Source organism: Legionella geestiana (assembly GCF_004571195.1).
GTDB classification, from domain to species: Bacteria; Pseudomonadota; Gammaproteobacteria; order Legionellales; family Legionellaceae; genus Legionella_B; species Legionella_B geestiana.
The window spans coordinates 298054-317110 of record NZ_CP038271.1; the positions used below are offsets into that span (position 1 = coordinate 298054).

The window sequence follows — 19057 nt, forward strand, 5'->3', positions numbered from 1 at the left end:
TGTCAGCCTCCCTGTTCCATGGCGTTAATAATTGCATCAAAAATGGCATCTACACTGCCAGTTCCCTGAATCCTGTGAAACTTCGGCGCATCTTTGCTGCCTGACTGTGACCAGGTTTCGTAATAATCAACAAGCGGCGCGGTTTGTGCGTGATAGACTTCCAGGCGCTTTCGCACTGTCGCTTCACTGTCATCATCGCGGGTTATCAGCGGCTCACCGGTTTCATCGTCAAGCCCTTCCTGTTTTGGCGGGTTTGAAGTCACATGGTAAACACGGCCAGAAGCGGGATGGATGCGACGACCACTGATGCGGCGCACGATTTCCTCATCGTCAACAACAATCTCGACAACCTGATCAAGTCGCACGCCAGAGTGCTTCAAGGCATCTGCCTGTGCCAGTGTGCGCGGGAAGCCGTCAAATAGAAAACCATTCTGGCAATCTGGTTGCGTGAGGCGCTCTTCTACAAGCTTCAGGATAATGGCATCGGAAACCAGCTGCCCTGCATCCATGACTTTTTTCGCTTCAAGTCCTACCGGCGAGCGCGCGGCAATCGCCGCTCGCAGCATGTCGCCCGTGGAAATCTGAGGAATACCATAATGTTTCACAAGGCGAGCAGCCTGAGTACCCTTGCCGGCACCCGGCCCGCCCAACAGCATTAATCGCATCTCTTCCCCTCTTATTTAAAGAATCCAAAGCGTGACGGGGGTGTCTTACACGCCGCGAGCTGCATCCGATAACTCTGCGCTCTGGCGCTGACCTTATGCGCTACCGGCACAAGCCAGTTTTTACTGCGCCAGGTTCCCCGTTGATAGCCCCCTATTCCCTCATGGTAGGCAAGATAAAGACTAAACGCATCATCCGGACGAATGCCGGCTTTCAAACGCGCCTCGTTGGCGTACCAGCCAATAAAATCAACCGCATCGGAAAAATCCGTGCGGGATGCAAAAATACTGCCCTGGGAATGGCGATAATGGTCCCACGTGGTTTTCAGTGCCTGACTGTAGCCATAAGCGGTGGACGGCCGCTTCCAGGGAATTATCCACAAAAGCTTCGTTCGCGCAGGCTGGGCCCGGCTGTCAAAACGCGATTCCTGATGAATAATCGCCATCTGAACTGGAACAGGTACGTGCCAGCGGCGGGCGACCGATTCAGCATCACGCTGCCAGGACGGATATTGTCTGAATATGTTGCAGATATTATTGACGTCACGCGGCGGCGGACTGGCGCATCCTGCGAGCAAAAGGGCTGCCAGCATCAAGGTATAGAGAGAACGGCGCATTATTCGCATCCATGAGCTTACTCATATTTTTGATGGCGTATTAGTAGCAGATTCTTAAAAAAAAAGCGAGGGTACCGGAGCACGCCCTAAACCCTGCTGCAGCGAATCCACAGCAGGGTCTTCACGTTAGCCGCGGCGCGGCGGAGTACTGCTGTAGCCGGCAATATCAATCGTATTCATACGAAAATCAAACGGTTTGCCACCACGAAGAACCGTAACCGTCACCTGCTGACCAGGCTTGACATCCAGAAGCTGGTTGTAGAGAGCATCATAATCGGGCACCGGGTTTTTATTGAGAGCCACGATTATATCCCCAAGGCGAATATGCCCAAAACCCTGTCGCTCAGTGCCGCGCAAGCCTACACGGGCTGCGGGCGTGTTCGGCAATACATCGCCTATCAAAACCCCCTTTTGCACGCCAAGACGCGCTGCCGTTGAAGCATCCACACGTTCTACGCCAATGCCTGCGAGAACAACACGACCATGGCGGATAATCTGGTTCGCGATGCGTGACACATCGTCTGACGGTACGGCAAAACCCACTCCGGCGGATGCGCCTGAGCGTGAGAAAATGGCTGTATTAAGACCAATCAGCCGCCCTCTGCTGTCAAGGAGCGGGCCGCCTGAGTTCCCGGGATTGATGGACGCATCCGTTTGAATCATCCCGCGAATGGCAACCCCGCCAATTCCTGGAACCTGACGACCAAGGGCCGAAACCACACCCACGGTGAGGCTGTGATCAAGCCCAAAAGGATTACCGATAGCGATGGTTTTCTGTCCAACAATCAGATTTGACGGCGATGCCAGTTCAAAGGGCGTAAAGTCTTTGAGCATCTGTGCGGTTTTTGGGGACTCAAGCGCCAGTACGGCAATGTCCTTGCGGGGTTCAGCACCGATGACGGTCGCCGGAACCGTCAGGTTTCCGATGGTCACGGCAAGCTTGTCAGCGCCGTTTATAACGTGAAAATTGGTGACTACATGCCCGGCTTTATCCCAGATAATTCCAGAACCCGCACCCGCCGGAACGTTCATCAACTGGTGTCCGCCATTGGCAACCGTTGCCAGACGGTGGACATAAACAACTTTTGGAGATGCTTTTTGAAACACCTCAATCGTATTACGCTCACACGGAAGTGCAGCATCGTCCTGCGCAAAAACGCTGCCGGTAGCGCCTGCAAGCGCAAAGAATACAGCCAGCCATCGGGTTTGACGCTTCATGAGATTCCCCTCTTTCTAATTCCGCTAAATCACGGCCCATAATGGGACATAAGCGCGCATAGTATGCCGTATTTCTACTTTTGTGACAAATTTTACCCTGATAACAATCACTGGAAAACGGTGTTTCGTCAAAAAAATGGCAACAAAATGTTAAAGTGAATCTTTTTTTGACGTTTATTTCGTATAAAAACGTCAAAAGCCTTTACTTTTTGAACAAAATGCGATAAGTTATATCACTTTTAAATCCATTTGAATTACATTATGAAAGTTGTACTGTCTGGAATCTCCTTTCAGGGAAGCCCGATAATCTGGGACTATGACGAAGCCACAAACACCGCCATCTGCACGAACACCACAACGACAATTAAAGATCCCATACTCTTCAGTGCGCTTGCCGCATTGCTCACAAGGGTCCAGGGTATCATTGTCGATGACACATCCATCCGCATTGATAACGCGAGTGACTTCTTCAAAGTTTATCCCATACGTGAAGCCAGAAAAGTTGTACTGTCTGGAATCTCCTTTCAGGGAAGCCCGATAATCTGGGACTATGACGAAGCCACAAACACCGCCATCTGCACGAACACCACAACGACAATTAAAGATCCCATACTCTTCAGTGCGCTTGCCGCATTGCTCACAAGGGTCAAGGGTATCATTGTCGATGACACATCCATCCGCATTAATAAAGCGAGAAAATTCTTCAAAGATAATCCCATGCGTGAAGTCAGAGCTGAACAAAAGCCTGCTTCATCCTCAAGCTCAGCATTTTTTCCACGCCGAAGCAGCAGTGACCCGACCAGCGAAAGTCCCAAACGCCCGGCCGGCAGCAGCAGCTCCGCCGGGGCACTCTCGCCGCGCAGTGTCCGATTCACACTGCCCACTGGCGAAGAGCTGTTATCGACGCTGTCGAGTGCCTCAAAAACGTCTTTTATCACGAGGAGTCAGAGTTCCTGCGATGATGAATATACCACTGACTCACTTGCAGACAGATCGGAAAGCACTCCCTCGCCTCACCCGGTGACTGAGCGCGATTTAAGCCTTGACAGCCTCATTCCTCATACAGAGAGCGGAGCAGACCTCTGGGGCAGGACGCTTTGTTATGAAGAACATTTTCTTGCTCATGGTGGTACCACCAGTCCTAACCTTCTTCCTCATGACGGGTATGTCTTCTCCGCTATTTCCTTAAGCCTTGAGGTGCAGCGCAAAAAAGGGGACATTCTTTATCCGCTGAAAAGCACGCTGGTTGGAAAAATCCGCACGCTTTTTGATATGTACCTGAATCCAGCATGGGCCGCCTTAGAAGTTTTAGACAAACAGGCCATGTATCCCAAAATTGCGTCCTACTTCCAAAACGCCATTGCAGGAGCCCTTAATAACAGTTCCTTAAACCGCAGGCCTACGCCTCTTGAGAGCATCTCAGACATTGATGAACTGCGTGAAGCTTTGCCATCAATACACTGTCTGAAAGCTGCCATCAAACATGAGCGAACCGCAATTGCAAGAATCATGCTGATGCCACTGGATTTCTTTGCAGACCCGACTCTTCAGGCTGCTGATGTCACGGGGGATGCAGATATTGCTCTTGTATTAAACCGTCTGAGAAGCATCATCGACAGCGATTCTGTACTGCGTCAAGAGGTGGTTAACTGTCTGCAGCAGATGATTACAGCGGTGGTCGAGTCCGGATTTACTGAACTGCACTTCAGGAAAGAGAGCGAACACCTCGAAACAAAGCTCGCGAGGAAGGAGCCCATCAACGGGCACCTGTCATTTCGACGAACGATTGAAGCATTTTTGCAGCCGAGGGACACGGATGCCTTCACCGAAGAACACCAGGCACTCCTCGATGAGACAGTGCGACAATGCATTATCACCATTAACAACCATCTTGTTACCAGAGACCCCAACATGGAGCGCGGAAAATCCTTCTCTATTGCCGGGGGAAGCCTGCCGCGAAACAGGGATTTTTATCTTTGCAAAGAGTGGCATGCGCGGCTTAAGGCATCGATGGATGAAAAACTTCCACAGACACGCGATGAAATTTTCGCGCCAGGCTCTAAAAAATCCAAAGGCCGCAGCGCTAAACTTGCCAAAACACAGCGTGAAGAGCTGAAGAATAATTTTGTAACGACGGTTTCCCTCTTTTTTGATGCGCGCATTCTTGAGCTCAACCGAGAACTGTCACGCAACAATTCTTCATCAGTATCCTGTTCCTCATCCAGTTCATCGCAACCGTATGAGAGGTCGCTGTCACCCCGTTAGATGCTGCTGACATTTGCATGATGTCAGAGGGGTTTACAGATACTCTGTGGAGTGAAGACGCGCCTTATCTCAGCCTTTTGCAGGGATGCATGTTGACTTTTCACGCTATTACGCCAAAATGGCCATTTTGGTAAAGCTGCCGTGCAATAGCCCGAACGCTGATGTCGCGTCGCAGACAAGGAGACCTTCCGTGACAACTGTTGCCCGCTTTGAAATCTCCTTCGTCCAGGTCCTGAATGAAGCGGGAGAGCTTGTCGCTCCCCTGCCGGCCTGTGTCGAAAACCCTGAAACCCTGCAGTCACTGTATCGCCTGATGCTTGAAGCGCGTATTTTTGACAGAAAAGCCATTGCGCTGCAGCGTACTGGAAAAATGGGTACCTACGCGCCTATCAATGGCCAGGAAGCCATTTCTACCGCTATCGGGCATGCCATGCGCGCTGAAGATGTGCTGGTACCCTACTATCGTGATTATCCGGCACAGTTCCAGCGTGGCGTGCGCATGGCTGAAATATTTGCCTTCTGGGGTGGGGATGAACGAGGCAGCGAGTATGCGAACTGCCCGGAAGACCTGCCGATTTGCGTGCCGATTGCCTCACAGTGCCTCCATGCCACAGGCATTGCATTTGCATTTCAATACCGAAAGCAGCCACGTGTCGCGGTTGCCTGCATCGGCGAAGGGGGTACCTCAGAGGGTGATTTTTACGAAGCCATCAACGTTGCGGGTGCATGGAATCTGCCGGTGGTTTTTGTTGTGAATAATAACCAGTGGGCCATTTCTGTCCCGCGCGACAAACAGACACGCACTCAGACTATCGCACAAAAAGCGATTGCCGGTGGTTTTGAGGGCATTCAAGTCGATGGCAACGACATTATCGCCATGCGCGAGGTGCTCGAGCGCGCCCTTGAAAAGGCGCGCAACGGAGGCGGTCCGACGCTCATTGAAGCGATTACGTGGCGACTGTGCGACCACACAACAGCCGATGATGCCACACGCTATCAGCCCTCTCCTGATGTCGATGCGGCACGTCCCAAAGAACCCTTGATTCGTCTGCGCCGTTATCTTGAAAGCCGCGGACTCTGGGATGCTGCCCGTGAAGCCGAGGCAGAAGCCCTGAGCAGTGCCAAAGTCGAAGCGGCGGTTACCGAATACCTCGAGCGCGCGCCGCAGCCTGTCAGCAGTATTTTTGACCATCATTATGCCACACTCCCGGATTACCTCGTGGAGCAGCGCGCCATCGCCATGGAGGAAGCGTCACATGCCTGATATTACCCTGCTGGAAGCCGTGTCCCAGGCGCTGGGTTACGCGCTTCAACATGATGAGAATGTCGTGGTTTTTGGAGAAGACGTTGGTAAGAATGGCGGCGTGTTTCGCGCCACGGCCGGTCTTCAGGAACGTTTTGGGGAATCGCGGGTGTTTGACTCGCCACTTGCGGAATCGATGATTGCGGGACTTGCCATCGGCATGTCAACGCAGGGCATGAAGCCGGTTGCTGAATTTCAGTTCATGGGATTTATTTATCCGGCCATGAACCAGATTATTTCGCACGCCGCGCGTCTTAGAAACCGCACTCGTGGAAGGCTCCACTGTCCGCTGGTGTTTCGTGCGCCTTTTGGTGGCGGTATTCGTGCGCCAGAGCATCACTCTGAAAGCACGGAAGCACTCTTTGCCCATATTCCGGGGCTTCAGGTAGTGATACCTTCTTCTCCAAAGCGGGCGTATGGTCTGCTGCTTTCCGCCATCCAAAACCCTGACCCCGTTATTTTTCTTGAGCCCAAGCGCATCTACTGCCTTGTCAAACAGCCGGTACCTGATGATGGCGCCACACTGCCGCTTGGCAAGTGCTTTACCCTGCAGGAAGGCGATGATGTCACCCTCATCAGCTGGGGTGCGAGCATGCATGAAACACTGCAGGCCGCGAAACAGCTCGCTGAAGAAGGCATTCATTGTGAAGTCATTGACGTTGCCACCATCAAGCCGCTCGACATGGATACCCTCATCGCGTCAGTCGAGAAAACCGGGCGATGCGTCATTGTGCATGAAGGTGCAAAAACCTGTGGTGTCGGGGCTGAAATTGCCGCTCAACTGAGCGAGCATCTCCTGCCAGACCTCCTTGCCCCTATAGTGCGGGTCACAGGCTTCGATGTGGTAATGCCCTATTTTCAGCTTGAGAAATTTTATATCCCAAGCGTGTCCCGAATCAAAGACGCCGTTATCAGCCTGATGGAGTAGTCCCATGAATATTTTTAAATTGCCAGACCTTGGCGAAGGATTGCCAGATGCCGAAATTCACGAATGGTTTGTCGCGGTGGGCGACACGGTCAAGGCTGACCAGCCCATGGTGTCGATGGAAACTGCCAAAGCCGTAGTCGATGTTCCCTGCCCGCATGATGGTGTGATAGGCAAGCTCTTTGGCAAACCCGGCGATGTGATTAAAACCGGCGAACCACTGGTAGCCTTTGAGAGTGACAGTGCCTCCACGCGTACTGACAAGGGCACGGTAGTCGGCAACCTTGAAGAATCGCATGAAGTCAGTGAAGATAACTTCACCATCGGCACCACTGGTGCGCGGGCAAAAGCGACAGCCGGCGTGCGCATGTTTGCTAAAAAGCATGGTATTGATCTTGCGGCACTCAAAGGCAGTGGCGAACATGGCGTCATAACCCGCGAAGATGTTGAGCGCGAAATCAGCCGCCGCAACACCCTCCCTCATGGCTTTGAGCCGCTGCGCGGTGTACGTCGGGCGATGCTCTCAAGCATGACGCAATCCCACCGCGAAGTCGTTCCTGTCAGTATTTTTGATGAAGCAGATATTCACGCATGGAATGAGGGTACGGATATTACCGTGCGCCTGATTCGCGCCATCACGCATGCAGCGAAGGTAGAACCGGCACTTAACGCATGGTACGACACCGCTCACAGTGCGCGCCGATGCTTTGAAGAAGTGCATCTTGGTCTTGCGATGGATAATGATGAAGGGCTTTTTGTGCCCGTGATTCATGATGCCGGAACGAAAACAGATGCCGCGTTGCGTGACGCCATTAACGGGTTCAAAAAATCGGTGAGTGAGCGCAGTGTACCTGCAGAGCAGCTTCGTGGTGCTACCATTACATTGTCAAACTTTGGGAAATTTTCCGGAAAATTTGCCAGTCCCATTATCGTACCGCCAATGGTCGCGATTCTTGCGGTTGGCAAGTTGTATGAAGGAGCGGTAGTACGCCAGGGGAAGGTTGAAGTTCACCGCCTGCTGCCGCTTTCCCTGAGCTTTGACCATCGCGCAATTACCGGCGGCGAAGCCACCCGTTTTCTGGGTGCTGTGATTGAGGCGCTGGCAGCGCCTTGATACATGTGAGGAAGAGGGAAAGAGGCCTCAGCAGGCACTCTGCTAAATCTTCTACATGCCATTCCTGGGCTGATAAGCCCGGGAATGGCTGCACGTTTATACATCCAGCCCACGGCGATATCCGATGCCAGGCTTCGCTTCGCTCAACCCAGCCTACCTATAAATGGTTGTTTTATCAATAAGATGCCGTAGCCTGCGCTGATAAGCGCGGGAATTGATGCACGTTTACACATCCGGCCTGCGGCGATATACGTTGCCAGGCTTCGCTTCGCTCAACCCAGCCTACAAAACCCATTTAAATACAATGATTTATTTGAAAATGACAACCGCTTGTATTTTCACGAATACTCTCTTGTGATTGTGTTTGCGGCTTCTTGAATATCTTCAAGGATATCCTGACGCTTCGTGTTCTGACCAAAGAAACGAAATCCTCCTGATGTACAAGGCGCAAAGAGGCAGCGAAAAAGCAGTGGAATACAGAGCGCGATATTAAGCAATATCCGCTTCCAGAGCGCACCACGGTGGTTGCCGATGGACTCCGGTGGCTGGTTTAAACAGGTATTAAAACCAGTACTGAATTTCCTAAAATCATCTGCTGTCGGACATTTTTGTCCTGAGCGTTCTGTCAGTGCTGCAACATGGTTCATTAAGTTCTTTGCAAAATCCATTGCCTCAGCTCCTGGTGTGGTTGAGGTTGAAAGGCGGTTTAGCGCACGCGCATGACGGTAAAGGCGCTCAATTTGGGTTACCAGAATGCGAAGCTGATTTGCAAAATTGCGATGTTCAGTGGGTATCGATTGGATGTAATTACTGACAACAGAAGAAATTTCATCAAATGGTTTTATTTCTTTCACCTGCGAACAATCACCAGCACCGTCTTCACAATCACCTGGAAAGAGCGCGCTCATCTTGACATGACTATCTCTTTCAGCTTCTGCTGTACTTGATTTATCACCCTCGTTGCCAGGCCCCTCTATAGTTGCAACTGTTCTATCAGGCGGATTTTGAAAGGATTCCGTGCTGCCAGGCAAAACAACTGACTGATTCCTGCGCCCAAGCTCCAGTAACGTGCTGTGTAAAGCACCCAGGTCATGTTCACGGGCTTGTGTGGCATGCACCTCAAAAGCCTGCAGCAGGTCGGCGGTTATGACACCATGAAGCTGTTCATGGAACACAACAAAGGTTTCCAGCAGCCGTTCGTTTTCCACGAGAATCTTTGCTTCCTCCCTGTTTGCAGAAAGTGCTTGTTGCTCATCTTCAAGGCGCGCCTGAAGGAGGTTATGTGACTGTTGCAGGTTTGCTCGCTCTGCTCGAGCCTGAAGCTCCGCTGGAACCCGGTTGATTTTATCAAGACCAGACAGATGCCCATGCAGACGCCGGACAGTTTCCTGAGACACCTGTTGCTCACTCAAAGCCGCTTGCAGCGCGCGCTTTTCTTGAGTTAATTGTTCATGGGCTCTTTTAACTTCATTTGTCAGGGGGTCCATTGCCTGCCTGCTGAAATTATTACCGTGCATAATGGTTGTCAAAACAGTCGGGCGTATCACCTTTTCTTTAGTCGATGCCTCGAGCGGCTCGAGCAGCTCTAAAAACTTCGCATACCCGTCGTCAGACTCCTTATCGAAGGAAGGACCTTTATAGGTTGCGAAACACGCGGCAATTGCATCATAAGGAACTTGCGTTGCATGCTGAAGTTCGTTGACCACATCTTCGAAAAGCCTGGTTTTAGAATTAATAGCGTCAATATGGTGTTGCCTTATCCCTCCCTCTATGCCAAGAAGCTCCATACTGCGTGCATGTATGGACGCTACCAGTGTTTGAATTTTCGCGTCTAATGCCGCTTGCAATTGCATAAAGCCTGCTGCTGTCAGTGCATGGTTTATGGAAAACTTATCATGAGGCAACTCCATTGCCACAAGTGCACGTTTAACTTTATTGCGATACCCTTTAGGAAGCGCTACAGGGCTCTTGATTGCCTGTAGTCGCGCAGTTGCCTCACGCTGTTGTGCTTCGATATCCTGTATGGAAGCTTCGATTGCTGCTCGCCGCTCCTCAAGGGATGCCAGCTTTTGACGAACATTTTCAAGCATGCCCTCTACTGCTTCGGGCTTCAAATTGGCAAGGGCATCTTGAAAGGCGGCATGTTCTCGTTCTTGCAATTGTTTATCCAGCTCGCGCAGCCCCCGCATCAGGAGGCGCTCCTCTTCCTGTGCTTTTTCAAGGTTGCGAGACTTATGCTCGTCAGGAAATTGATGTATCTGCATTATTATCTGCCGCAAAGACTGAAGGCGCGTCTGAGCACAAACCCGGGCTGTTTCAATGTCGCTTGAGGAGGGCGCATGATTTTGTGCATCCTTCCAGTCTTCAAACAGTCTGTCATATACGGGCGATGCCTTGCTTGATAACACCTCACGAAGTCTTTGCAGCCTCTCTAACGACTCGCAGGCGTTTTTAAACAACATGGATGTCACCGGCATTACCTCCATGCTGCCTTCAGTTCCAAAATTTACATAATACGCAGGCATTCTTGCAGATGCCGACACTGTCGTCGATGAGGACGAACTTGAGGATGAGCAAACGGGAATCTCGCTTGATGTAGCCTGTAACGTGGGGGAATAATTGTCTGCTTGAGCCCGAAAATCAGCGTTCAGCGCATCGAATTGTTCTTCACATACACGAATGGCATTCAGTGCTTCATGAGGGCTTGTTATCGATGCAAGCGCATCAAGTTGCCCTTGCAGCTGATTCAGTTTACCAGCATTGGATTCAAGATGTTCGTTTATCATGCATTGCAAGGTAACTGCCTCATTGAGCATGTTGAACTGGATAACACCCTCCTGATACTGCGCTAACAGATGCTTGCGTAAATCAGGCAAATAAAACATTTTCGCCTTAACTGTCTCCAGTAAACCTTCCAGTTGAGGCAGTTCAGAGCGTCTGACTGAGCATGTTTCCGAAGTCTTTTTACAAAAAACGGGTGTTAAAGCGTCAAGACCTTCAGGTATTTCCTTATCAAGCACCAGGAGGCGGCGAATGAAATCAACAAGCATCGGATGATTGGCCGGAAATGGCGAGTCTTCACTGTCGAGTGGCTCAAGAATGTGCGATTTAACGTTGACAAACTTGGCAAGCGCTACTCCCATAAGGCCTTTCTCAAATAAAGATGGCGCTTCATCGCTGTGGTATAACACCGGAAAAACGCTGCCATCCAGCGCCTGCAGGAACGATTTAACCCAGTCAAGATAGTTGCGCGCTTCCTGCTCTAAAGTCTCATCGCCTGTCACTTTTTGAGCTTCATCAATCTCAATCAGCACTCGCTGAACCCAGCGCTTCAGGGGACTTATTGCATACTTTTCTTGACTCATACGGCTACAACCTGTCTATTAACTTTAATCCATGATACCGGGGCAAGCTTAAAGAAAACTTAGGTGTCAAGTGCACCGTGGAATGAGGACATACCCTAAAAACGGTTCAAAACTGCGGCAAGGCGACATCCGGCCCTGGCAATTTGCGAACGGGTTATCTGTTGCGTTTGCCGTTTATAAGCAGCATCAGGAAGCACACCTTCATGCAGGCGATAGGCGACACGTGTCGCCAAAGCATGCGACTCATCCCTCCAGGCTCGAGGCTTAAACACCTCGTTCTCTGGATGGCAAACGTATTGGGTATCGATGGCGTGCAACAGCGATTGTCGGCGCATGCCGGCATTGCGGCCACGAGTATTCAGAAGTCCACCGCCATTATCCCACCAGGCATGCAGGTTGCGGGCTATGGGGTTTGGGCGCAACGGAAAAAGATTACCGCCCCGGTCACCACGCGGATTGCGCGCACTGATTTGCGTCACCGCATGCATGGGCTGGTGTATATCCCCCGTCACATGTAACAGCACATTAAGCGCAAAGCGCTTGTCGGCACGATTGGATTTTGGACTTTGCAACACCTTAACCGCATGCTCTAATGCCCAGACTGCATTCACCGGGTTTTGTGGCGGCAATGGCGTTCCGTCACGCGTGAAGGGAATATCGGCATAATGCAGGTGGTCATACCAGGTAATGTCACGATAGCGCAGTGTATCGAGCCATACAGCCGCGTCCGTGATACGTTGATTGCCGAGATTTTTATACAGCTTCTCCTTCGCCCCGGGCGTCAGGTGCAGGAATGCTACCTCGGCCACCAGACGGTGACCTGTCGCATTCCAGCACCAGGTGCTGGTTGACACAAGACAAAGGAGCAGCTGAACAAATAACTTCACCCTTTTCATCCGAGATACGGTGACCAGGCAGGCTCCTGCACATCGCCATCCCTTGAGGGCAGGCGCATTTGAATCCCGCCATCGATAGAAACCATCGAAAGTACACCCTTGTCATGAAAACGGGTTGCATACAGTACAAGACGGCTGTTAGGCGCTACCGACGGCGATTCATCAAGGCCTGAGGACGTCAGCGACAGGACACGCCCGCCCGGCATTTCCTGAGCCGCTATCTGAAAACCACTGTCCTCACGGTGCAGCATGACAAGGTAGCGTTTATTGGGTGTCCAGGAGGCACGGGCATTATAGTTGCCTTCATAGGTAAGACGTGAAACAGTGCCTCCAGCCAGTGAGAGTTGATACACCTGTGGCGAGCCGCCACGGCCTGAGGTGAAAATCAGCGACTGGCCGTCTGGAGAATAACGCGGCTCCGTGTCGATAGAATCCCCAAAGGTGCGCTGCGTCATCTGACCATTGGCAAGATTAACGGTATAAATCTTAGGACTGCCGGTTTTGGAGAGTACCACCGCCAGCTCTCGACCATCTGGTGACCACGCGGGCGCACCGTTGATGCCCGGGAAATCGGTCACCAGACGGCGCCTGCCGCTTGCGACATCAATGATAAAAATCTGTGCCCGCTTACGCTCAAAGGAGACGCAGGCAATCTGGCGGCCATCCGGTGACCATGATGGCGACATGATGGGTTCAGACGAAATAAGCAGGCTTTGTGGCCCATAACCGTCAACATCCGCCACTTCCAGTGAATAGCGGCTGCGCTCACCACTTCGCTGTACAAGTACATAGGCAATACGGGTGGAGAAAACGCCGCGCTCACCGGTCAGTTTTTGGTAAACTTCATCGGAAATATGGTGCGCCAGTGCCCGTAAATCAGCCCGCCCTACCTGGTAATTTTTTGCAAGCAGCAGCCGTCCCTGTGCGGCTGCGTCGAGAAGCTCAAAACGCACATCAAAGCGGTTCGCACCAATCGGCGTGACACTGCCTTTTAATACGCTGTCAGCTCCGGCCGAACGCCAGGAAGGAATGGCACCACCACTGCCGGCAGGTTCTGGAATTAAGCGAAACTGCCCGGAAAAATGCAGGTCATTGCGTACAATGTCCTCCAGTTCTGCGCTGTTACTGTTCGCGAAATTCTGAACCCCAATGGGGTATGCTGCCACGGTTCCCTGGGTCAGCTCGAGATCAAGGGCAAAAGCCCACTGGCTCAGACAAACAAACACGAGCGTGGCGATGGATTTGCGCACGATTTACCCCCTCACATTCTCTGGACGTACGGTTAAACTGATATCCCTGAAGATTTCAAAAGTATCTCTGTCAGATGGAACCGGCAATGGTGACGCCTTATATATGGCACTCTGAGCCGAACGGTCAAGCACCGGATCGCCACTGCTTCGGGTCAGTGTCACCTCAAGCACAGCACCATCCGGTGCCAGACGAATCCGAAACTGGCTGGAAAGACCGCTGTCGGCGTTATCCGGCAAAATCCACTGGCGACTGATGGCATTGACTATCAGTGCCTTGTATTTATTAACTTCCCCGGCAATGCGCGCCTGATTGGCCGCACGCGCCGCCACCTGTTCGGCTTCAAGAGCGGCTTTTTTTACGGCGGCCTCTCGCTCTGCCGCCGCTTTTTTATCCGCCTCAGCTTTTGCCAGACGTGCTGCTTCAAGTTTTGCCTGCTCTTTCGCTTTCTCATCAGCAAGCTTCGCAGCCTTCAAGGCTTCTTCCTGTTTTTTGCGCGCCTCTTCCTGTTGTTTTTTGAGAGCTTCCTGCTGCTTTTGGAGGGCCTCAAGCTGCTTTGTTTCCTGCGCTTTTTTAAGTGCCAGCTCTTTCAGGCGTCGGGCATCGTCTTCCAGCTGTTTTTTACGCGCAAGGGCTGCTTTTTCGGTTTCCTGCTTCAGGGCCGCGAGGCGTTTTTGCTCCTGAAGGCGCTGTGCCAGTGCCTGTTGCGCTTCTCGTGCCAGTGTCTGCTGGCGCTGGAGTTCCACTCGGCGCGAATTCTCACGCTCAGCTTTCAGTCGATTAAGCGTTTCATCAACAGCACGGCTGTCAACACTCACAGCCCGAACCACATCAGGAGACGGTACTTCAGGGGGCTTTTCCTGAATCTCTCCTGGGGTGTTGCGCGCTTCAAGCGTCAGTGCCGGAGTATCGGGAGTCAGGTCAAGCAACAGAAACAGCATTAATATACCGTGCAGAGCAAGTGCCGCTATAAAGGGTTTTTGATAACCGCCATTCACACTCATCCCACCACCTCCGCCGGTGTATCGGTGACAAGTCCTACCTGCTCGGCACCGGCACGCTTCAGGAGTGCCATGGCACCTACCACTTTCCCGTAGCTTGCCCCCTGGTCACCCTTGACGAGCACGGGAAGTTTTTCATGAGCCTCTGCTGCAAGCTTAAGCTCCGCCGCAACCCGCACTGCAAGCGCGTCAGGCGCCATCGGAACATCAGGCGTTGCACTCAGATTCAAAAAATAATCACCTTCGCGGTTAACCGAAACAATAATCGGTTCGCGCCCTTCAGACTGCATGGATTCGCTCACCGCTTTTGGCAAGTCAACCGTAACCCCCTGGGTCAGCATGGGGGCTGTAATCATAAAAATAACGAGCAATACCAGCATTACGTCGATGTACGGTACAACGTTAATATCTGCCATCGGACGGCTGGTGGATGTCTTTTTTTTCAACATGCCTTATTGTCCCCCTGCCGGCTGGCCGGATTGCTGCTCAATCAAGGCCAGTAATTCTTCTTCAAACACATCATAACGCCCAAGAAGGGTTGATGCCTGCGTACTGTAGCGGTTATAGGCAATGACCGCCGGTATTGCCGTAAATAAACCGAGCGCAGTCGCAACCAGCGCCTCGGAAATGCCGGGGGCTACCATGGCAATGGTCGCCTGCTGTGCATGCCCGAGCGCCTGAAAGGATGTCATGATACCCCAAACCGTACCAAAAAGTCCCACGTAGGGTGAAATTGAGCCAATTGACGCAAACAGTGGAAGATGCGCTTCCAGCTGTTGCGCCTCTTTGGCATGCCCAATCTGCATGGCGCGCTCGATGGATTCAAGCGAGCTGTTACCCTGCTTGCGACAGCGTATAAATTCACGAAACCCCGCATAAAAAATCGCGGCAAGTCCGTGACGCTCATCTACCCGCGCATCTAAATCGCCATAAAGCCTGCCTAAATCACCACTCTCCCAGAAACGGTGCTCAAAACGTTCAGATTCGGCTTTTTTCTGCCGAAAAAAGAGCGCGCGCTGAAAAATCAAGGTCCAGGAGGCAATGGACGCGCACAGGAGCAAAAACATGACGGCCTTAACAACAGGGCCTGCCTGAAAAAAATATCCGATAATACCTGCATGATTCGCCATGATAAAATCTCCGGAAACGATTTGTTAAATGACTTCAGGAATTGCGAGGCCAAGGTGCGCATACGCCCGCTGACTGGCAACCCGCCCTCTTGGTGTGCGCACAAGAAATCCCTGTTGAATAAGGTATGGCTCAAGGACATCTTCGATGGTGCCCCTGTCTTCACCTATGGCCGCAGCAATGCTCTCAACACCGACTGGACCGCCATCAAAGCGTTCAATCAATGTGCGCAGCAACATTCTGTCCATGATATCAAAGCCTTCATAGTCGATATCAAGCATTTTCAGCGCTTCATTCGCCATGACAGCCGTGACCACGCCCTCGCCCCTTACTTCTGCATAATCACGCACACGTCGCAAAAGCCGGTTGGCGATACGCGGTGTCCCCCGCGCTCTTCTGGCTATTTCACGCGCGCCGGACGGTTCCGTTGGTACTTTCAATAATCTGGCTGAGCGGGTCACGATTTCAGTGAGGGCATCAACCGAATAAAATTCAAGGCGCTGTACAATGCCGAATCGGTCACGCAGCGGCGAGGTTAAAAGACCGGCGCGCGTGGTCGCACCAACCAGCGTAAACGGCGGTAAGTCAAGCTTAATTGAGCGCGCCGCCGGTCCTTCGCCAATCAGAATATCAAGTTTGTAGTCTTCCATCGCGGGGTAGAGAATTTCCTCAACCACCGGACTTAAACGGTGAATTTCATCGATAAAAAGCACATCATTGGGTTCAAGATTGGTGAGCATTGCCGCAATATCGCCGGCACGCTCGATGACAGGCCCCGAAGTCTGGCGCAGGTTAACGCCCATCTCATGGGCGATGATGCTCGCAAGCGTGGTTTTTCCAAGGCCCGGAGGGCCAAATATCAGCACGTGATCAAGCGCATCCAGGCGCGCTTTAGCGGCATCGATAAAAATGCGCATCTGCATGCACACGCTCTCCTGACCGATATACTCAGAAAAGCTCAAGGGGCGAATGGCACGGTCAAAGGCTTCCTCGGACAGCGAGGTCTGCGCGCTTACAAGGCGGTCACTTTCCAGCATGAAGGGCGGCCATTGAGTTTAAATACTGGCATAGTATCACACGTCATTGCGAGAAAATACCACCCATGGATGCCTGTGTTAACGGGTACTTGCCATAAAGCGCAAACGCCAGCGCGCATCTATATCCAGTGAATCGACAAAAACTACGCGGCGAAGACTGGCGGTTTCACTGGTTAAACAAAGGTGCCAGAAAAAACCGCCATCAAGGCGCACTTTTAACCGTTGAAAAGTCTGCGTGCTGCCATCATGATGATGAAGAGTCCATCCCTCTTCCCGATGCGAGAGTGCGGCCATTTCTGGGTGGGGGAATGTGCGAGAACGTGAGAACCATCCATTCAGTAGAAGAAGTACAGTCCCTGCTGCCTGAAGCACGGTCGCGAGACTCGAGCGCCACAGGATAACACCCGCAAAAAGGTGCAGAATAACCAGCAGCTGACGATACCGGCGGGAAGGCTTAAACGGAATCGTTGTGGCGGATATGTTCGACAAGTTTAAAAAACTCCATGTCTGTCGGCGAAGCGTATCCCATTAACCAGGTATATAAATCCGGGTCCGGGCATTCAAGGAGCCGTTCGAGCGTATCAAGCTCTGCATCACTCAAACGAACTACACCCTCTGCAAGGAAACGCTCAAGAATGATATCAAGCTCAAGCATGCCGCGCCTCGCGCGCCAGTGTACACGACGGAGTGTGGCGTCTCTGGACATAAAAGCCTCTCAACCTCTGGGGATTCGCATGGTACACTGTCTGCTTTCAATCAACAATGCCTCTCTACGCCATGAATACGGTTATATTGAACGAACGCCCCTTTACGCTTGTACCGGATGAATGGAAAATTGCCGCGAGTCTTTCACATAATCACCTGCACACCCTTAGCGGGCAGGCGGTCATCACCGTAGACGGCGACAATGCCAGAACCTTCCTTCAGGGACAGTTAAGCGCTGACATACGCCTTGTTAATGCCGAGCGCGCGCAGCCTGCAGCACTTTGCTCGCTCAAGGGGCGAATTCTTGCGCTGATGACAGTACTCGAGTGGGAGGGCCGACTGCATCTTGTGCTGCCTGCTGATAATGCAGAAACGGTTCTTAACACCCTCTCGCGTGTTGCTGCGCTCTCACGCGTCAAGCTTCTCTCCGCCACTGATATCAGCGTCTTTGGATGTGTTGTAAACACCGGCATTGAGCCCGCATTGCCGCTCTCGAGCACGGCCTCCCCCTACAGTGTGGCCGCGCAGGACGGCATCATCGCCTGTGCACTCGGAGCAGGCGATTTCCTCGTGCTTGCGCGAGGTGAGTCTGCGCATCAATTGTGCGAGCCCTTCACTGCCTCAAACACACTTTTAGGCAGCCTCTCATGGCATTACCGCCAGCTTTTACAGGGACGCTTTACCATCTACCCCCAGTCAACCGATGTATTTCTGCCACATCGACTCGGCCTGCACAAAGGCCCTCATCTCGCATTTGACAAGGGCTGCTACCGTGGACAGGAAGTGATTGCGCGCATGCACTATAAAAGTACCGTGCAGCATCATTTACAGCGTTTTGTCTGTACACCGCCTGCGCCGTTACTGGCGGGTCAGCGTCTGCTTGACAAGGAAAGCGCTAAAGAATGGGGAGAGGTGGTCGATACCTGCCCTGACGGTGCCTCAGACTCCGTGCTGGTTGTAGCGAGCATGCGTGAGGGTTTTCCGCACGAGTTACGAGCAGAAAACCACGCAGAACCCTTTACCCTTTCAGCCACATCCGTTTAAGGACATTATCGCGGTTGATAAAATGGTGTTTCAGAGCGCCTGCCACGTGGAAAAAGAGGAGCACCAGTAAAATAATGGCGATACTCTCATGCACTTCCTTGAAAGTATGCGCCAGTTTTTCATCCACCGGTACACCCGGCAGCGGCAATGCGAAAAGCCCAAAATATACCGGTGTTCGCCCGGCAGACATGCTCATCACCCAGCCACTGAGCGGCATCAGAATTAAAAACACGTAAAACCCATACTGCACCGCGCGTGAGAAGAATTTTTCCCAGCGCGGTGAGCTGTCCGGCAAGCCCGGACGTCCTATATGCAACACACTGATAATGCGCAGAAGCATAAGAAACAGAATGGTCAATCCTGTGGATTTATGCACCATGTAGGCACTACCCTGCATGCTCTCTGGAAGGTCTCCCAGAAAGAAACCTCCAAAGAGCATGAGGATAACAAGCAGGGCAATGCCCCAGTGAAGTCCTTTCAAAACCGGTGACCAGTGATTGACACCTGCTTTAATCTGCATGATTACTCC

The 19057-nt window shown here is 52.1% G+C and carries 18 protein-coding genes; 5 read left to right on the plus strand and 13 right to left on the minus strand.

The annotated features are described in order from the left end of the window. Positions 1-2: 2 nt before the first annotated feature. The 3 genes from adk to E4T54_RS01285 form a co-directional block, all read right to left on the minus strand. On the minus strand, positions 3-665 hold the full coding sequence (gene adk / locus E4T54_RS01275; RefSeq protein WP_028386161.1) for an adenylate kinase: 663 nt from the start codon (positions 663-665) through the stop codon (positions 3-5). 11 nt (positions 666-676) lie between these two features. Then, on the minus strand, positions 677-1279 hold the full coding sequence (locus tag E4T54_RS01280) for a transglycosylase SLT domain-containing protein (RefSeq protein ID WP_028386160.1): 603 nt from the start codon (positions 1277-1279) through the stop codon (positions 677-679). Positions 1280-1405: 126 nt separating this feature from the next. Further along, positions 1406-2497, minus strand: a complete 1092-nt coding sequence (locus E4T54_RS01285) for a S1C family serine protease (RefSeq protein ID WP_028386159.1) — start codon at positions 2495-2497, stop codon at positions 1406-1408. 261 nt (positions 2498-2758) lie between these two features. Here E4T54_RS01285 and E4T54_RS01290 point away from each other — a divergent pair, with 261 nt between their 5' ends. The 4 genes from E4T54_RS01290 (at position 2759) to E4T54_RS01305 (ending at position 8104) form a co-directional block, all read left to right on the plus strand. Then, on the plus strand, positions 2759-4762 hold the full coding sequence (locus tag E4T54_RS01290) for a hypothetical protein (protein WP_028386158.1): 2004 nt from the start codon (positions 2759-2761) through the stop codon (positions 4760-4762). A gap of 190 nt (positions 4763-4952) precedes the next feature. Beyond that, positions 4953-6026: a pyruvate dehydrogenase (acetyl-transferring) E1 component subunit alpha gene (pdhA, locus tag E4T54_RS01295; protein ID WP_028386157.1), complete on the plus strand. Its 1074-nt coding sequence runs from the start codon at positions 4953-4955 to the stop codon at positions 6024-6026. Then, positions 6019-6993, plus strand: a complete 975-nt coding sequence (locus tag E4T54_RS01300; protein ID WP_028386156.1) for an alpha-ketoacid dehydrogenase subunit beta — start codon at positions 6019-6021, stop codon at positions 6991-6993. The genes pdhA and E4T54_RS01300 overlap by 8 nt, the downstream gene beginning before the upstream one ends. Before the next feature lie 4 nt (positions 6994-6997). Next, positions 6998-8104, plus strand: coding sequence for a dihydrolipoamide acetyltransferase family protein (locus E4T54_RS01305; RefSeq protein ID WP_028386155.1), 1107 nt, complete (start codon positions 6998-7000; stop codon positions 8102-8104). Positions 8105-8442: 338 nt separating this feature from the next. Here E4T54_RS01305 and E4T54_RS01310 read toward each other — a convergent pair whose 3' ends face one another. The 9 genes from E4T54_RS01310 to E4T54_RS01350 form a co-directional block, all read right to left on the minus strand. After that, positions 8443-11469 carry a coiled-coil domain-containing protein gene (locus tag E4T54_RS01310; RefSeq protein ID WP_028386154.1) on the minus strand — a complete coding sequence of 1009 codons (3027 nt, stop codon included), beginning with the start codon at positions 11467-11469 and terminating at the stop codon, positions 8443-8445. 95 nt (positions 11470-11564) lie between these two features. Continuing rightward, the gene (locus tag E4T54_RS01315) at positions 11565-12356 is read right to left on the minus strand and encodes a S1/P1 nuclease (protein ID WP_028386153.1); all 792 of its coding nucleotides are present in this window, start codon (positions 12354-12356) and stop codon (positions 11565-11567) included. Positions 12357-12361: 5 nt separating this feature from the next. Then, the gene (gene tolB, locus E4T54_RS01320; RefSeq protein WP_051550848.1) at positions 12362-13615 is read right to left on the minus strand and encodes a Tol-Pal system beta propeller repeat protein TolB; all 1254 of its coding nucleotides are present in this window, start codon (positions 13613-13615) and stop codon (positions 12362-12364) included. Positions 13616-13618: 3 nt separating this feature from the next. Next, positions 13619-14617 carry a cell envelope integrity protein TolA gene (tolA, locus tag E4T54_RS01325; protein ID WP_028386151.1) on the minus strand — a complete coding sequence of 333 codons (999 nt, stop codon included), beginning with the start codon at positions 14615-14617 and terminating at the stop codon, positions 13619-13621. Beyond that, a complete protein-coding gene (gene tolR, locus E4T54_RS01330) occupies positions 14614-15063 on the minus strand; it encodes a protein TolR (protein ID WP_028386150.1) in 450 nt (149 codons plus the stop codon). Before tolR ends, tolA begins: the two co-directional genes overlap by 4 nt. A gap of 3 nt (positions 15064-15066) precedes the next feature. After that, on the minus strand, positions 15067-15744 hold the full coding sequence (tolQ, locus tag E4T54_RS01335) for a protein TolQ (protein ID WP_028386149.1): 678 nt from the start codon (positions 15742-15744) through the stop codon (positions 15067-15069). A gap of 24 nt (positions 15745-15768) precedes the next feature. Then, on the minus strand, positions 15769-16779 hold the full coding sequence (gene ruvB, locus E4T54_RS01340) for a Holliday junction branch migration DNA helicase RuvB (RefSeq protein WP_028386148.1): 1011 nt from the start codon (positions 16777-16779) through the stop codon (positions 15769-15771). A 78-nt stretch (positions 16780-16857) separates the two neighbouring features. Next, positions 16858-17268, minus strand: coding sequence for a hypothetical protein (locus tag E4T54_RS01345; protein ID WP_131793733.1), 411 nt, complete (start codon positions 17266-17268; stop codon positions 16858-16860). After that, positions 17234-17485: an FAD assembly factor SdhE gene (locus E4T54_RS01350; protein WP_028386146.1), complete on the minus strand. Its 252-nt coding sequence runs from the start codon at positions 17483-17485 to the stop codon at positions 17234-17236. The genes E4T54_RS01345 and E4T54_RS01350 overlap by 35 nt, the downstream gene beginning before the upstream one ends. 71 nt (positions 17486-17556) lie before the next feature. On the opposite strand from E4T54_RS01350, the gene ygfZ reads away from it, so the two are divergent. Then, a complete protein-coding gene (gene ygfZ / locus E4T54_RS01355; protein WP_162150884.1) occupies positions 17557-18528 on the plus strand; it encodes a CAF17-like 4Fe-4S cluster assembly/insertion protein YgfZ in 972 nt (323 codons plus the stop codon). On the opposite strand, the gene E4T54_RS01360 is transcribed toward ygfZ, so the two are convergent. After that, complete coding sequence (locus E4T54_RS01360; protein ID WP_028386144.1) at positions 18503-19048, minus strand: cytochrome b; 546 nt, start codon at positions 19046-19048, stop codon at positions 18503-18505. The two genes, ygfZ and E4T54_RS01360, sit on opposite strands and share 26 nt — an antisense overlap. Positions 19049-19057: the final 9 nt, after the last annotated feature.

What these genes read in the sequence shown, in the direction of transcription:
- E4T54_RS01280 (WP_028386160.1), bottom strand. Translation starts at nt 1,279, where the DNA reads ATGCGCCGTTCTCTCTATACCTTGATGCTGGCAGCCCTTTTGCTCGCA.
- tolQ (WP_028386149.1), bottom strand. Translation starts at nt 15,744, where the DNA reads ATGGCGAATCATGCAGGTATTATCGGATATTTTTTTCAGGCAGGCCCT.
- tolR (WP_028386150.1), bottom strand. Translation starts at nt 15,063, where the DNA reads ATGTTGAAAAAAAAGACATCCACCAGCCGTCCGATGGCAGATATTAAC.
- ygfZ (WP_162150884.1), top strand. Translation starts at nt 17,557, where the DNA reads ATGAATACGGTTATATTGAACGAACGCCCCTTTACGCTTGTACCGGAT.
- E4T54_RS01360 (WP_028386144.1), bottom strand. Translation starts at nt 19,048, where the DNA reads ATGCAGATTAAAGCAGGTGTCAATCACTGGTCACCGGTTTTGAAAGGA.
- E4T54_RS01310 (WP_028386154.1), bottom strand. Translation starts at nt 11,469, where the DNA reads ATGAGTCAAGAAAAGTATGCAATAAGTCCCCTGAAGCGCTGGGTTCAG.
- ruvB (WP_028386148.1), bottom strand. Translation starts at nt 16,779, where the DNA reads ATGCTGGAAAGTGACCGCCTTGTAAGCGCGCAGACCTCGCTGTCCGAG.
- E4T54_RS01305 (WP_028386155.1), top strand. Translation starts at nt 6,998, where the DNA reads ATGAATATTTTTAAATTGCCAGACCTTGGCGAAGGATTGCCAGATGCC.
- E4T54_RS01290 (WP_028386158.1), top strand. Translation starts at nt 2,759, where the DNA reads ATGAAAGTTGTACTGTCTGGAATCTCCTTTCAGGGAAGCCCGATAATC.
- E4T54_RS01300 (WP_028386156.1), top strand. Translation starts at nt 6,019, where the DNA reads ATGCCTGATATTACCCTGCTGGAAGCCGTGTCCCAGGCGCTGGGTTAC.
- tolA (WP_028386151.1), bottom strand. Translation starts at nt 14,617, where the DNA reads ATGAGTGTGAATGGCGGTTATCAAAAACCCTTTATAGCGGCACTTGCT.
- E4T54_RS01350 (WP_028386146.1), bottom strand. Translation starts at nt 17,485, where the DNA reads ATGTCCAGAGACGCCACACTCCGTCGTGTACACTGGCGCGCGAGGCGC.
- adk (WP_028386161.1), bottom strand. Translation starts at nt 665, where the DNA reads ATGCGATTAATGCTGTTGGGCGGGCCGGGTGCCGGCAAGGGTACTCAG.
- E4T54_RS01285 (WP_028386159.1), bottom strand. Translation starts at nt 2,497, where the DNA reads ATGAAGCGTCAAACCCGATGGCTGGCTGTATTCTTTGCGCTTGCAGGC.